Below are 14,457 nucleotides of genomic sequence, written 5' to 3'. Positions count from 1 at the left end.
AATTAAAACTTTTTATATCTCATCAATGGAATGGATAATATTAAACACATCGGAAAACCCTGTTGAATCCAGAGCCATTTTGACATCTTTAGCCGGATTCAATATATACATCTTGTGTCCGTTATCCTCACTATCGTTATGAGCAGACATAAGCACTCCAATTCCCGACGACGACAATGATGTTACCTTTGATAGATCCAAAATTGTATCATGCTCTTTAATTGCCGAATATACTTTTTTTTCAAAATCACCGGATGTATATAAATTAACAGAGCCTTCTATAGACAATAATAAGCATCCGGATACTTCCGATTCATTAATAATTAAATTCTCCATAAAACTTCCTTATATATGTTTAAATGTCATAATAGTAATATCATCTTCAATTTCATGAGCAATATAATCCAAGAATGTTTTATATATTGCATTAGAAATCTCTTTAGCAGACTTAGTTCTATTTACTGCAATTAAACGGCTTACTCTATCATTTCCGAATTTATCGCCTTTTAAGTTCTTGGAATCCAACAAACCGTCAGTCGTAAATACTATAATATCATTACGGTTCATTGTGATTTTTCGGACCTTTAAAAAGGGGCGTATATTTTTTACGAAACCTAATACCCTTCCCTCTCCCTGTATTTCGATAACATTTTTATAAGAATCAATATACATAGACATGAGGGGAATACCACAGTTAAGATAATATATTGTTGTGGTTTTAAAATCTATAATACCGAAAAGCCCCGCAAGGAACGTTCCCTTTGGCAAATTTTCCTTTATAAACGTATTTATTTTTATTACAAGCTCTTTAAAATCAGGTGTTTCTGAAAGGTATGTGTGAAGAACAGACTTCAAAATAACCATTGACATACTTGCACTCAAGCCTTTACCGGAAACGTCTCCTATCAAAAATAAATACCTATCTTCAGACAATCTAATAAAGTCGGTAAAATCGCCTCCCAATTGATGAGCCGAAAAAGCGACCGAATCCACATCAATAACTTTTTTTTCGACAATATCTATGTTTTTTTGAATTGAACCGATAATTTGATCGGACATTTCTATTTCTCTATCAAGAATAAGAACTATATCCTGTTTTGCAATATTTCTTAAATAGTAAACAACTAAAAAGAAGTAAGAATAAAGACTATTTAAAACATCAAAATCATATGTAGTATAAGCCTCTTTTCTTTTTTTAGAAGAAATGGAAATAACACCTATCAATTTTTGCCCCTCACGTACACAAATCAATATTTCTGCATACATCCGGTTCATAAAGCCTATCAATTCACTTCTTACATCGGAAAAAACGGGGTTTGTCAAAACTTGAGATCTCATTATAACCTGAATATTTTCATTCAATAAAAAGTTAAAAATAGGTTGAGCGGCATCAAAAGTAGAAGTTACATTCAGCGTCGAATAAACAGGTTCCAATATTTCATTTTCACCGGCAATCAAAATATTGATAGAGTCGGCATTTAGCTGATCCAATAAAATATTAGAAAAATCTTCCATAACTTTTTCACGGCCTTTCGTATAGTCAACTTGTTGCAATTTTTCTTCTATGGCCTTCGCATATTCGGAAGTATCACCCAAAAGCCATTTAAATCTTTGAGAAACGAAATTCCTAATAGCAAGGAAAATAAGAGCCCCTACGATCAACAAAACAACCTGAAGATAAAAATTACGGACATAGGTAAGAACCCATGAAGCCCAATAACCTGTTACTGCGGCAAACACTAAGATAAAAACCAAAAACCTCAATAAGGCAAGGAACAGCTGTTTTCTATCATATACCATTGAGGTTGAAAATCCGAATGAAGCAAAGAAGAGCAAAAGTAGATATCCAAAAGGTGTTATAGCTATTGCCCATGAAAAAATAGTAGAAAGATAATATACAAAGCTCCAAATAATTACGCTAAAAAGAAGGGCCAGAAAATAAATTATCATCTGCTGCCTGTAAATTATACTTTCTTCCTTAAAAACTTTATATATAGAAATCAACATCGCCAAAACAGGTACAACCAAAAGGACTATCCTTTCAAAAATATCTGAGGCAGGATTTCCCGCTATCATAACCGATGTGAATTTAAAACCTGATAGAGGATTCCAAAAGAAACCTTTTACAAAGAAAATTACAAATGCTGCAATCCCTAAATGTAAAATACCATTAAACACTGTAAAAGAAACATTCTTCTTACGCTCAAAATAAGGCATTTTAACAGTAAACTGCAAGGTAAAGAATGAAATCGAAACCATCCCTATCATGAAAATTTTAGATATAATAAAAACCACACCGGAAAAATTAAAATATAATGCTAATATTAAGGTCAGAAAAAGCAAGGTCGTTATTACCGTCATTCCGGCAACCATAAAAAGGCCTCTTGCATAAGGCTCTTCTTTAAAAATAAGACTTATAGCCAATATAGTTAAAACAACAAGAAAAAAGAATTCAAAAACAATCAGCCCCATACCTTACCCCTTAACCTTAGCACACATTATAGTAATGTCGTCTCTCATGGGCTGATTACCTGCATGAGCATAAGCCATACCGGCAACTTTTTGCACTATATCATCTGCACTATATTGAACAAAGGATTTTATAGATTCCATGTACATATCGGTCTCAGCTAATTCAACACCTTCATTATTCATAGCCTCGGGAACGCCATCAGTCATCATCAAAATAACATCACCTCGATAGAGAGGCCTTTCATGAACTTCTATTTTATCGAAGTCAATAATACCTACAATACTGCAAGTAGATTCAAGAACCTTTACCTTGTAGCCGTCCGGCGATTCCGTAAGAATCATCGGATCTTCCATTGAGGCATTAACATATTTTATAGTCATTTTTTCGGTATCAACTAAACCCAAAAATAAAACCGTATACTTATCCAAAAGGCCCATTCTTTTTATGGCGCTGTCTACCGCCAAAACAAGAGCAGGAAGGTCTTCTTTATTTTTTGCTATTTTGATTGTATTTACAACAATACCCATAACCAATGCAGCCGAAAGGCCCTTACCGGAGACGTCCCCTACAACTAAGAGGGTTTTATGTTCATCAACTTTTATGGCATCATAATAATCCCCTGATACGTTTACAAGAGGTTTAAAATAAGCCGCCAACTCAAGCATAGGCATCTCAGGGAGCTTTTGAGGTAAGAAGGCTTTTTGTGTGTTGGCAACCATGTTCCATTCTTGGCTTAATTCCGAAAAGTATAAAAGCTGTTCAAGAGTAGTAACCCTGTTTTGATAACTCAAAAATTCCGAAAACAGTGTATTAAAAATCTCAGGTTCCACCTCGTTAAAATATCCGCAAATAATAAAAAATTGTATTTTTTCTAAGATTACAGCAGCAATACGGGCATCTTTAAGTTTGCATCCCTGCATATCTGCATTAAAAAAATAAACTCCGGGCTTGTATTCTACTGTAATTTCATGCAGAGAAGAAAAAGTTTCAGGAGAGGAAATAAATCTTGAAGCACTATTATATAATACAATATTTTCTATGGTATCTACAAGCATTACCGAACAGTCACCCGAATACTCAAGCTCATTCTGTACGGTATCTATTAAATTTTCTATAGTGTAACAAAACCGAATTTTTTTCAAAAATTCCGCAAAAACCTTAGTTTTAGGCTTATCATACGCCCTACTTTCTATTTTCTTATAAAAGCTGCGTATAAGAGAGTCTGCAAAGATTGCAACAATAACAAAAACCAAGGATCCTATGATAAAACGGTGAATCTGTGTTATCTCAGGAATTATTTCCAATCGGCTCAAAGCCAGAGTCATATCATTAGCCGAATAAAATTTACCTAAAAACAAAAATCTCGGGCTGACAAATATCAAGAAGAGGGCAAAAACACTCCCCATCCCAACACTTATTAGAATATTTGAAAGTAATTTACGTAATTTTATCATTATGATTTTCTCCAGCTTAAAGGGTATTATATCATAAAATAAAATAAAAATAAAGTGTAAAGTAAAAATTTTTAAGGTAAATCTTTTAAAGGGATAAGATTAGGATTTTCATTTTCACCTTCAATCGCCGAAATTTCTTGCAAAAGTTTTTTTGAATTTGATGACAATTTTGAAGGAATTTGCACTTGAATTTGAATATAAAGATCGCCCTTTCGGCCTATTCCCGTAGGAACACCTTCGCCTCGAATCCTTAAAAGTTTTCCGTTTTGTGTTCCGGCCGGAATTTTTAGTCTCAATGTTTTTTCATCGAGAGATTTGATGTTTATTTCCCCGCCCAAGGCTGCCTGAGTCATTGATATGGGAACAGCACAGTAGAGGTCTATTCCGTTACGTTCAAAATAAGGATGAGCTTGAACAAAGATAAATACAAAGAGGTCGCCGTAGTCTCCGCCGGCCTGACCGGCATTTCCTTGACTGGGAATCGTAATCCGTTTTCCGTTTTCGACACCGGCAGGAATGGTAACGATTATGCGCTGTTTCTTACGCTCTAAGCCGTTTCCTCCGCATTTTTTACATGGTTTTTCGATTATGGAGCCTTCGCCGCCGCAGGTAGGACATGGTCTCGATATGGAAAAGAAACCGGTACTTTGGCGCACTTGTCCCGTACCCTTACAATCGGGACACATTCTTTTTGAGCTTCCGCTTTCGCTGCCTGTTCCATGACATTCGGAACATTTTTCATTGCGGGTATAACTGAGTTCGGCTTTTTTACCGTAAACGGCATCAACAAAAGAAATTTGAAGATCATAGCGCAGGTTAGAACCGCGGACAGGACCTGCATGGCGGCCGCCGAAACCTGATGAGCGGGAAGAAAACCCTCCTCCGAATAGATTTTCAAAAATATCCGAAAAGCTTCCGCCGAAGATATCCTCAAAACCTTGGAAGGCGGAAGGATCATAGCCTCCGCCGCCCGACATTCCGTCTACGCCGGCATGGCCGAATTGGTCATACATGCTGCGCTTTTTTTCGTCGATAAGAATTTCATAAGCTTCGGTTGCTTCTTTAAATTTTTCTTCAGCAGCCTTATCCCCTTGGTTTTTATCGGGATGATATTTGATTGCTAATTTTCGATATGCTTTTTTGATGTCATCGTTTGAGGCTTTTTTATCTACGCCCAAAACCTCATAATAGTCTCTTTTAGATGCCGGCACTAAAAACTCCCAGTGTAAAAATTTCGGAACCTCTAAAAACATCAGCTTCTAGAGGTTCCAGTTTATTAAGTCTTAAAATTTATTTATCATTATCATCATTTACGACTTCATAGTCAACATCATCGGCTGTGCCGGTTTTGGGACCTGAAGTACCGTAATCGGTTCCCGCTTGAGCACCCTGAGAACTGCCGGCATTAGGATCGGCTCCTGCTTGAGCGCCCTGCTGCTTGTACATTTCTTCTGCAATCTTATAGGCTGCCTGCTGGAGGTTTTCGGTCTTTGCCTTAATGTCAGCCGTATTATCTGAATTAAGAGCCTGTCTTAAATCGGCTATTGCAGCTTCAATTTTTTGCTTATCGGCAGCACCGATCTTATCTCCCATTTCTTTGAGAGTTTTTTCCGTTTGATAAATAAGAGAATCGGCATTATTTTTTGCTTCAACCTTTTCTTTTTCAAGCTTATCGTTTTCGGCATTGGCTTCAGCTTCTTTTACCATTCTATCGATTTCGCTCTCGCTTAAACCGCTTGAGCTTTCGATTCGGATATGCTGTTCTTTTCCGGTTCCGAGGTCTTTTGCCGAAACATGAACGATACCGTTGGCGTCAATATCGAAGGTAACTTCAATCTGCGGAACTCCGCGCGGTGCGGGAGGAATACCTACGAGGTCAAAATTACCGAGCGTTCTGTTTTGGCTGGCCATACCGCGTTCTCCCTGCAATACATGGATAGAAACGGCAGTCTGTCCGTCGGCAGCTGTCGAGAAGACCTGACTCTTCCTTGTCGGAATCGTAGTATTTCGGTTGATAAGGGGTGTAAATACGCCTCCCATCGTTTCGATACCCAAAGAAAGAGGAGTAACGTCCAAAAGAAGAACATCTTTAACATCTCCGCCCAAGATACCGCCCTGAATAGCGGCACCCATTGCTACGGCTTCATCGGGGTTTACGCTCTTAGAACCTTCTTTGCCGAAAATTTCTTTTATAATCTGTAAAACTTTAGGCATTCGCGTAGAACCGCCTACCAAAAGAATATCATCAATTTTATCGGGAGTGATACCCGCATCTTTTAAGGCTTTTCGGCAAGGCTCCTTTGTTCTTTCAAAGAGATCTTCCGTCATTTGCTCAAACTTTGCCCTGGATAAGCTCTTTTGTAAGTGCTTAGGCCCGTTTGCATCGGCTGTAATAAAGGGTAAGTTTACCTCCGTATTTGCAACCGAAGAAAGTTCAATCTTTGCCTTTTCAGCGGCTTCGCGTAAACGTTGTAAGGCCATTCTGTCTTTAGATAGGTCAATGCCCGTATCTTTTTTAAACTCGTCAACAAGCCAGTTTACTATTCTGTTATCAAAATCATCACCGCCGAGGTGGGTATCTCCATTTGTGGATTTTACTTCAAAAACGCCGTCACCCAATTCAAGAATAGAAATATCGAAGGTTCCTCCTCCAAGGTCATATACGGCGATTGTTTTTTCTTTTTTAGAATCCTTGTTAAAACCGAAGGCCAAGGAAGCGGCTGTCGGCTCGTTTATGATTCGCTTTACTTCCAAGCCGGCAATCTTTCCGGCATCCTTTGTTGCCTGTCTTTGCGCATCATTAAAATAAGCCGGAACCGTTATAACGGCCTCGGTTACGGTTTCGCCCAGATAGTCCTCGGCTGTTTTTTTCATTTTTTGTAGAATAAAGGCGGAAATTTCCTGTGTGGAATAAAGTTTTCCGTCAATGTCGATTCGTACATCTTCTCCCTGAGGTACGATTTTGTAGGGAACGCGTTTTAATTCGTCTGTGAGCTCGCTGTATCGATGCCCGATAAAGCGCTTTACCGAATAAACGGTTCTTTCAGGGTTGGTAATCATTTGGTTTTTTGCAGGCTGGCCTACAACCCTTTCATCTTTAGAGGTAAAGCCTACAATGGACGGAGTCGTTCTTCCGCCTTCAGAGTTCGGTATAACGACGGGTTCACCGCCTTCCATTACCGATACACAAGAGTTTGTTGTTCCTAAGTCAATTCCAATAATCTTTCCCATTTTCAATATCTCCTATAAACCTAATTTTCGTTTTTTTTATCGGCGGCTTCGCTTTCTTCCGCCTTTTTTTCATCCTGCTTTTCGGCAGGCATTAGTACCATTACCTTGGAGTGACGAATCACTCTTTCTTTTAGTTTGTAGCCTTTTTGAAGCTCTTCCCCTACAACAGCCTCTTTTACATCGGGAGACTGAATCATTGAAACGGCTTCGTGAAGGTTGGGGTCGAAGGCTTCCCCCTTTGCGGGATAATAGCTAAGACCGTACTTTGAGCTTAGCATAGAAACCATCTGGTTCTTTATCATCACAACGCCTTCAACAAAGGCATTGTTTACGGACTCTCCGCCTTGAGTTTTGCCTGCATCAATAGCCCTGTCAAAATCATCGAGCACCTGTACAAGATCCAAAAGCAGATTGCTGTTTGCATAGTCTATAGCTTCCTGCTTTTCCCTAATCATGCGTTTGCGGTAGTTTTCAAAATCCGCAGCCTTGCGCAAATACTGATCCTGCCAGTCCCTGCATTTAGCTTCAAGCTCTTCTATCCGCTTTTCAGGACTTAACACATCATCATTTTTTTCACACTTGCCGCCGGTAGAACTGTTTTGCTCTGCTTTGTCTTCTTGAGGGTTTTCTTTTGAAGTTTCGCAACCGCATCCGGCTCCTTGTTCATCTTTCACCGCAGACTCATCTTTCGGCTGAAGGTCTTTTTCAAGTTCCTCCTTAGCAGCCTCTTTTTTGTCGGCATGTTTTTCATGATTCTTCTTCATTTGAACTCCAACTATAACTTTATCTTATAAGAAGATACTAATAGAAAAAAAAAGGGTCAAGGGGTTTTATAAAATCATAGTGGAAAATTTGCAAAATATTGCGGTATTAGAGGTTACCACATATAAAAAACGCCGGTTATTCCCGCATAAGAATAACCGGCATTAAAAAGTTCAAGGTTTCTTATTTTTGACTGACCCATTTTGCGAATCCGGCTTTTCTAAGTAGACCGAAACCAGACCTTAGCGTCTTTTGTGCATATTATCCCCTACAGAGATCGAATCCATCTTTACGGTAAGCGTTTGGCCGCCGGCTGTTATTTTATAAGTTTCACCTACTTTTAAACCTTTTGAACTTACAACAATGGACTGAAAATCTTTGTCCTGATTCGTCTTTAATATAACAGCACCTGAACTATCGCTTACTATTACTTCGCCTTTTACGGTCTTTGAAAAATTTGCGATAAAGGAAGCTTGAGTCGATTTATCGGAAAAACCTTGTACCATACCACGGCTTCCCGATGCGATAAATTCGCCGCCGCTTATTAAGGCTGTTAGATCATAATCAAGGGCGGCATCACCATCCGATACGGGACCCAATATATTTACCTTTCCGCCGGACACATAAACCGAGCCGTTTGAGTCAATCCCGTCGGCTTGGGAATTTATTGTTACTTCTCCTCCCGTAATATTAACATAAGTACTTGCAGCAGATTCAGATAAAACGGGCGGGCCTTTTTTTTCGGTCTTCTTTGAAGAATTATCAGTCAAAGCAGTTCCCGACAATTTTGCCTCAATCTCTTCTTTGTCGCTGTATGAAGCATTCAGTCCGTCATCGGATGAAACCACCATAATTTTTCCGCCATTTATATTGATTGTAAGAGCCTCCATGCCTTCATCGGCTTTTGCAATATTGATATAGCCTCCGTCGATCGTTATATCGTTTATTGCATCGAGAGCTTCACTTGCAGCATTAATGGTAAATTCTCCGTTTTTAATATAAATATTTCCCGATTCCGCATTTTCTTCGTTTTCACTATGAATGCCATCCTTACCGGCTGTCAAAGTAAATTTTCCGTCTGCAATGCTTACATTGTCGCATCCCTTAAGAGCATGTTTTGATGCTGAAACGGTGAAAGAGCCGCCTGTTACACGTAAATCTTTTTTTGAAACAATTCCGCTTCCATACTTGCTTTCAATATTCAGCTCTCCCGTTCCGTTTAAGGTCAAATCCGTTTGCGAAAAAATTACGGCATTTGTTTTACCGGCATCCGAATCAGCGAATTTTCCGTTTACATTAAGCTTATTTTTACTTCCCTTTGCAAGGGTAATAAGCATTTTTCCGGCTTTTTTTGCATATATTACCGGCATAGAAGAATTCGAGATATCCGCATTATCAAGGATGAGGTGTACTTCATCATTATCGGGGGCATCGACGATTATCTGTCCATCATTTAATGATCCGGAGATGATGTATTGTCCTCCCTCATTTATTGTTACCGTATTTCCGTTTACGGTCAAACCTTTAGCAGAAATACCCGATAATGCCGACAAGTTTACACTTACAACCTTAGAAGATCCGTATTCCGTTTTAAAATCTTTGTCCGAAAACAGTTTTGAAGTATCCCGCTGAACCGGAGTTTTTAGGTTCACCTCCATCCGTCCAATCGGAAATCTATCTTCCGATCGGCAGTTTAAAAGACTTAATGCCAAAAAAAACATACATACCGTTTTTACCAATTTTTTGTTAATTTTCATGTTTCTAACCTCCGAAAATTTGTTTTTCAACTTACGTTGACTAGAGTTTAATTATACATAAACGCACTACAATCTCCTTTCAGGTATAACAACCGGATAGCCCGCAGCGTTAAAGATTTTAGCTTCAATGTTGTAAATATTCAAAATATTTTGAGGATTCAACACCTCTTCGGGACAGCCTTGGGCAAAAATTTTACCCTCTTTCATCGCAAAAAGGTAGTTGCCGTAACGGGCAGCTTGATTTAAGTCGTGAAGAACCAAAACTACCGTAACCCCCGTTTCCTTGTTTAGACGGTTTACAAGCTCCAAGAATTCTATTTGATGAGCCAGATCCAAATAGGTGGTCGGCTCATCAAACAAAAGGATATCAGGCTCTTGGGCAAGGGCCATAGCGATCCAAGCTCTTTGTCTTTCGCCGCCGGACAGAGTTTCCAAGGTTTTGTCCCTCAAAGCAAATGTATTTGTAAGCTTCATAGCTTCTTCTATTATCTTTTGATCGGAAGCTTCAAAGCCCTCAAACCATTTTTTATGGGGATAACGGCCAAAATAGACCAATTCTTCAATACTCATATCGTCAGGGTTTTTATTTTGCTGTAAAAGGATAGAAACTTTTTGGGCGAGTTTTTTGGAATCCATTTTTGAGATGTCTTTTTCTTCGATAAAGATTTTCCCGGAAACGGGTTTTATAATTCCTGCGATGCTTTTTAAAATGGTGGACTTTCCCGAAGCGTTGGGCCCGATTATCGAAACTACCTGCCCCTTTTTTACCTTTAGGTTTAAATTTTGAACAACAGGTTTGTCGCCGTAGGAAAGGCTTAAATCCTCTATCCTAAGCATGTCCATATTTTAAAACCTCTTTTTTAAATTCTTCAAATTCGATAATACCCTCTTCTTTTCCGCGTCCGAGAATTAAGGCTTTTATATTTAGAGCTTCACAGGCGGCGAGTTTTTCCCTTGTGCCTCCGGCATCTCCGCTGTCCTTCATCACAATATAGGAGGCTCCGTATTCTTTAAACATAGCTTCATTTAAATTTTGAGAAAAGGGGCCTGTCATGGCAATTATGTCCTGAGTCGCAACTCCTGCATTTTTACATTTTTCGATACTGTCTGCCGTAGGTAAAATTCTATATACAAAGCGGTTCGAGGAGCGGAAGGCTTCAAAGTCCGAAACGGTTTTGGAACCCGTCGTAAAAAAAACCGTAGAAGATTTTAATTCTTTTAAAAATGAGCAAAGGCCTTCCATATCCTCAAAGATATAAAAATTATTTTGCTCTAAGTCCGTTGAAGATTGTGAAGTTCCTCGGGTAAAGCGTAAATATTTTAAGTTCAAGTTTTGTGCGGTTTTTTTTGCATTTTGAGAAACGATTAGGGCATAAGGATGGCTTAAATCGGCAATGAGGCTTATTTTTTCTTCAATACAAAATTGTTCCATTTGAAGAGCATCCATTCTGCCGATTTTAAGTTTATGATTTTTAAAAAAGTCCCGGCTTTCTTCCGTTGCAACGCTCATTATATAGGGCTCATTTTTTGCTTTTAAAAAATCTGCAAGGCTTCCGGCTTCGGTTGTTCCGCCTATAATCCAGATCATTTAATCTTATATCCTCGCGGGGTGATTATTTTTCCGTTTTGAATGTAGGTGTTGCTGTTGCCTATTATTATCAGGCTGAACATATCGATTTCATCGTAATTTATTTTTTGAAGCTCGGTAACGGTAATTTTTTCGTTATTACGGCAGGCATTTTTTACTATGCCTACGGGCGTTTGGGGAGCCCTGAATTTTAAGATTATATTTACGGCTTCTTCGATATAATCTGAACGGGTTTTGGATTTGGGATTGTAGAGGGCAATTACAAAGTCGCCCTCCGCCGCTAAGCCGACTCTTTTTTTTATAACCTCGTAATCGGTGAGCCTGTCGGAAAGGCTGATAAGGGCCGTATCGTGCATTAAGGGGGCTCCCAGTCTTGAAGCTGCAGCAAAGGCGGCGGAAATACCCGGAATTATTTCGACATTTAAATCGGGAGCAAGCTCCAAGATGGGGCCTGCCATTCCGTAAAGGCCGGCATCTCCGGTGCTTATAATGCTTACGGTTTTTCCTTCTTTCGCTTTTGAAACTGCATACTTACATCTTTCAATTTCGCCGGTCATTCCCGTTTGAAAAACTTCTTTGCCTTCGATAAAGGGTTTTATATATTCAATGTAGCCTGAATAACCTACGATTATTTCGGATTGCTTTAAGGCCTCGACAGCCTGAGCCGACATATATTCCGTCCCGCCGGGGCCTATACCTACAACAAATAGTTTACTCAATTTTATTTCCTCACTTATAATTATATAACAAAAATCCCTTATGTACAAGCCGAGATAAAATTGCTATCTTGAAAGTACGCTATTTTGAATGTATAATATATAAGAGGGTAATTTATGGAATATGAAGGTAGAATTTGCAGGCCTCCTATGGAGCGTTCTTCTTTTATGCTTCCCGTAATGGTAGGCTGCTCATATAATAAGTGTAAGTTTTGTAATTTATTCCGCAACATAAAATATAGAGACTTATCTCTTTCAGAAATCGAAGAGGAGCTTATACGCGTAAAAAATTTGAACGGGAACCTTTCAAAAATTTTTTTAGGGGACGGAAGTGCCTTCAATTTAGAAACGGAACATCTTTTAAAAATATTGAATTTAATTCATAAGTATTTTCCCGATTGTAATTGCATAAACATGGACGCGACAATCACAGGCATTTTAAAAAAAACCGATGCCGAATTGGAAACCCTATATACACAGGGCATTAGAACTCTTTATATAGGAGTAGAAAGCGGTTTAGATGATGTTCTTTTATTTATGAATAAGGATCACACAAGGGCTGAGGCCGAAAGGGCCGTATCTAAAATACAAAAGCACGGCTATTCTTTCGGAGCCCACATTATGACGGGTATCGCCGGAAAAGGCAGAAGCATTGCAAACGCCGAAGCAACGGCAGAATTTTTAAATAAGACAAAACCAATCCGAGTCATAAATTTTTCAATGTTTCTCCACAAAGAAGTTCCGCTTTATAAAGATATAAAGGCGGGAAAATATGAAGCTGCAAGCGAGATGGAAAACCTTAAAGAAGAAAAAAGATTGCTCGAGCTTTTAGGTGATGAGGACAATCCTATTTTTTATGACGGCTTCCACGATTATCTGGAGTTTAGGGTAAGAGGAACTCTTCCAAAAGACAGGGAGAAAATGCTTAAAAGTATTCAAAACAAAATCGAAAGCTATAAACCTCTACAAAACGATTACGCTTTTGTAAACGGAGAATGTACTCCTTCCCTCGAAAAAGCTGACGGCTCAGGCAAAATCTGGAAAACTGCCTAGACAGAACTTTTAACAAAGCTCCTAATTTCCCAACCCTTAATCCGTAACGGAGCGGAGCCATTTACCTGACTTGATACGCCAAAGCCCCAGAAGGGCCTTAAAAGGTTCTTCGCTAAAAAGACAAATATAAATTCCCCATGCCGGAATAGAAGTATAAACCGACAAAGAATATGCCAGAGGAATGGAAACACACCACATAACTGCCGTATCGCAGATTATACCGAAACGGGTATCGCCTCCCGCCCTTATTATGCCCACAAGCATACACATGTTAAACGCTTTTAAGGGATAACAGCAGGCTAAAATTATAAAAAGCTTCATAACGGTCTGCAAAACCACTGTTTCTACATTAAAGAAAATAGGAGTCAAGTACGAAATCGGAATTAACATAGCACCGACAAAAACGGCAACAAAGGGCACAAAGATTGAAACCTTTGCCGCATAAGTTTTTGCCTCATCGTAATTTCTCTCTCCGATTTTTTTTCCTATTAAGACGCTGACTCCGTTTCCGAAGCCTATAAAAATAACCCATGTCAACATCGAAACCGTGTTTGTAATATTGTAGGCGGCATAGGCAAAGGTACCGATTCCTGCAAATATTTTATGATGAAAGGTAATACCTAAAGACCACAAAGATTCGTTTATTAGAACCGGCATAACTATCGCAAAGTATTGTCTGATAAATTTAAAATCAAAGTCAAAATGATTTTTGAGTTTTCCGAGTATGGGATATTTCTTTTTCTTTGTTACCGAAAAAAGAATGATAAGCTCGGCGGCTCTGGAAGCCACCGTTGCAATAGCCGCCCCCTTAACTCCGAGTGCGGGGAAGCCCAACAAACCGAAAATCAAAACGGCATTCAGTATAAGGTTTACAAAAAGTGAAACTAGCGTTGCACCAACCGCTACCCTTACCTTTTCTATAGAACGGAGGGTAATCATAAAAATAAAGTTTACCGCAAAGGGCAAAAAGCAAAATGCCGAAATGCCGAGGTAGTCTACACCCTTTTCGATTACAGCCGCATCTTTTGAATAGAGGGATAAAATTTCTTTCGGGAAAATAGTGCAGGCCAGTGTAAAGATGGCACTGAAAAAAACTGCAACCATGAGAGAAAGGGCAAAAGTTTTTTGTAAGCCGTTAAAATCTTTTTTGCCCCAAAATTGAGCAGTAAAGACCATGCCCCCCGACCCTATGCCGTACAAAATCAAGTTCAATAAAAAAAACAATTGATTTCCCAGCCCTACGGCAGCAAGTTCAATAGTGCCCAAACGGCCTATCATTATCGTGTCTAAAATATTTACAAAGGAGCTTATAAAATTTTGCAATATTATAGGCACGGCAATTATAAATAAGTTTTTTAAAAAAGATTTATCCGAAAATACCGATTTTAAATTTACAACCGGTTTTGAATTTACAGTCATAAGT

General features: G+C 38.8%; 12 protein-coding genes. 1 reads left to right on the top strand and 11 read right to left on the bottom strand.

The genetic code is table 11. The features are described 5' to 3' along the window. Positions 1-12: 12 nt before the first annotated feature. From TDE_RS03040 to cobJ, 10 genes are all read right to left on the bottom strand, one after another. On the bottom strand, positions 13-336 hold the full coding sequence (locus TDE_RS03040; RefSeq protein ID WP_002681819.1) for an STAS domain-containing protein: 324 nt from the start codon (positions 334-336) through the stop codon (positions 13-15). A gap of 9 nt (positions 337-345) precedes the next feature. Further along, positions 346-2,472: a PP2C family protein-serine/threonine phosphatase gene (locus tag TDE_RS03035; protein ID WP_002681817.1), complete on the bottom strand. Its 2,127-nt coding sequence runs from the start codon at positions 2,470-2,472 to the stop codon at positions 346-348. Positions 2,473-2,475: 3 nt separating this feature from the next. Continuing rightward, positions 2,476-3,927: a PP2C family protein-serine/threonine phosphatase gene (locus TDE_RS03030; RefSeq protein WP_002672386.1), complete on the bottom strand. Its 1,452-nt coding sequence runs from the start codon at positions 3,925-3,927 to the stop codon at positions 2,476-2,478. Positions 3,928-3,998: 71 nt separating this feature from the next. Beyond that, on the bottom strand, positions 3,999-5,180 hold the full coding sequence (dnaJ, locus tag TDE_RS03025; RefSeq protein ID WP_002669873.1) for a molecular chaperone DnaJ: 1,182 nt from the start codon (positions 5,178-5,180) through the stop codon (positions 3,999-4,001). Between the two features lie 37 nt (positions 5,181-5,217). Further along, positions 5,218-7,158, bottom strand: a complete 1,941-nt coding sequence (gene dnaK, locus TDE_RS03020) for a molecular chaperone DnaK (protein ID WP_002681815.1) — start codon at positions 7,156-7,158, stop codon at positions 5,218-5,220. 20 nt (positions 7,159-7,178) lie between these two features. Continuing rightward, positions 7,179-7,922: a nucleotide exchange factor GrpE gene (locus tag TDE_RS03015; protein ID WP_002681814.1), complete on the bottom strand. Its 744-nt coding sequence runs from the start codon at positions 7,920-7,922 to the stop codon at positions 7,179-7,181. A gap of 240 nt (positions 7,923-8,162) precedes the next feature. Then, positions 8,163-9,677, bottom strand: a complete 1,515-nt coding sequence (locus TDE_RS03010; RefSeq protein WP_002681812.1) for a carbohydrate-binding domain-containing protein — start codon at positions 9,675-9,677, stop codon at positions 8,163-8,165. Positions 9,678-9,743: 66 nt separating this feature from the next. Beyond that, positions 9,744-10,520 carry an ABC transporter ATP-binding protein gene (locus tag TDE_RS03005; protein ID WP_002681811.1) on the bottom strand — a complete coding sequence of 259 codons (777 nt, stop codon included), beginning with the start codon at positions 10,518-10,520 and terminating at the stop codon, positions 9,744-9,746. After that, the gene (gene cobK, locus TDE_RS03000; RefSeq protein ID WP_002681810.1) at positions 10,507-11,265 is read right to left on the bottom strand and encodes a precorrin-6A reductase; all 759 of its coding nucleotides are present in this window, start codon (positions 11,263-11,265) and stop codon (positions 10,507-10,509) included. Before cobK ends, TDE_RS03005 begins: the two co-directional genes overlap by 14 nt. Beyond that, positions 11,262-11,984, bottom strand: coding sequence for a precorrin-3B C(17)-methyltransferase (gene cobJ, locus TDE_RS02995; protein ID WP_002681809.1), 723 nt, complete (start codon positions 11,982-11,984; stop codon positions 11,262-11,264). Before cobJ ends, cobK begins: the two co-directional genes overlap by 4 nt. A gap of 114 nt (positions 11,985-12,098) precedes the next feature. On the opposite strand from cobJ, the gene TDE_RS02990 reads away from it, so the two are divergent. Next, positions 12,099-13,034: a radical SAM protein gene (locus tag TDE_RS02990; protein ID WP_002681808.1), complete on the top strand. Its 936-nt coding sequence runs from the start codon at positions 12,099-12,101 to the stop codon at positions 13,032-13,034. Positions 13,035-13,070: 36 nt separating this feature from the next. On the opposite strand, the gene TDE_RS02985 is transcribed toward TDE_RS02990, so the two are convergent. Beyond that, entirely contained in the window at positions 13,071-14,453 is a 1,383-nt protein-coding gene (locus TDE_RS02985; RefSeq protein ID WP_002681807.1) for an MATE family efflux transporter, read from the bottom strand. Between the last annotated feature and the right edge of the window lie 4 nt (positions 14,454-14,457).

The sequence above is a fragment of the Treponema denticola ATCC 35405 genome (assembly GCF_000008185.1).
In the GTDB taxonomy this organism is placed as follows: Bacteria; Spirochaetota; Spirochaetia; order Treponematales; family Treponemataceae; genus Treponema_B; species Treponema_B denticola.
This window is presented reverse-complemented; position numbering and strand designations above follow the sequence as displayed.

Excerpts from the sequence above, each read along its gene's own strand:
- TDE_RS03040 (WP_002681819.1), bottom strand. The coding sequence starts at position 336 with ATGGAGAATTTAATTATTAATGAATCGGAAGTATCCGGATGCTTATTA.
- TDE_RS03035 (WP_002681817.1), bottom strand. The coding sequence starts at position 2,472 with ATGGGGCTGATTGTTTTTGAATTCTTTTTTCTTGTTGTTTTAACTATA.
- TDE_RS03030 (WP_002672386.1), bottom strand. The coding sequence starts at position 3,927 with ATGATAAAATTACGTAAATTACTTTCAAATATTCTAATAAGTGTTGGG.
- dnaJ (WP_002669873.1), bottom strand. The coding sequence starts at position 5,180 with ATGTTTTTAGAGGTTCCGAAATTTTTACACTGGGAGTTTTTAGTGCCG.
- dnaK (WP_002681815.1), bottom strand. The coding sequence starts at position 7,158 with ATGGGAAAGATTATTGGAATTGACTTAGGAACAACAAACTCTTGTGTA.
- TDE_RS03015 (WP_002681814.1), bottom strand. The coding sequence starts at position 7,922 with ATGAAGAAGAATCATGAAAAACATGCCGACAAAAAAGAGGCTGCTAAG.
- TDE_RS03010 (WP_002681812.1), bottom strand. The coding sequence starts at position 9,677 with ATGAAAATTAACAAAAAATTGGTAAAAACGGTATGTATGTTTTTTTTG.
- TDE_RS03005 (WP_002681811.1), bottom strand. The coding sequence starts at position 10,520 with ATGGACATGCTTAGGATAGAGGATTTAAGCCTTTCCTACGGCGACAAA.
- cobK (WP_002681810.1), bottom strand. The coding sequence starts at position 11,265 with ATGATCTGGATTATAGGCGGAACAACCGAAGCCGGAAGCCTTGCAGAT.
- TDE_RS02990 (WP_002681808.1), top strand. The coding sequence starts at position 12,099 with ATGGAATATGAAGGTAGAATTTGCAGGCCTCCTATGGAGCGTTCTTCT.
- TDE_RS02985 (WP_002681807.1), bottom strand. The coding sequence starts at position 14,453 with ATGACTGTAAATTCAAAACCGGTTGTAAATTTAAAATCGGTATTTTCG.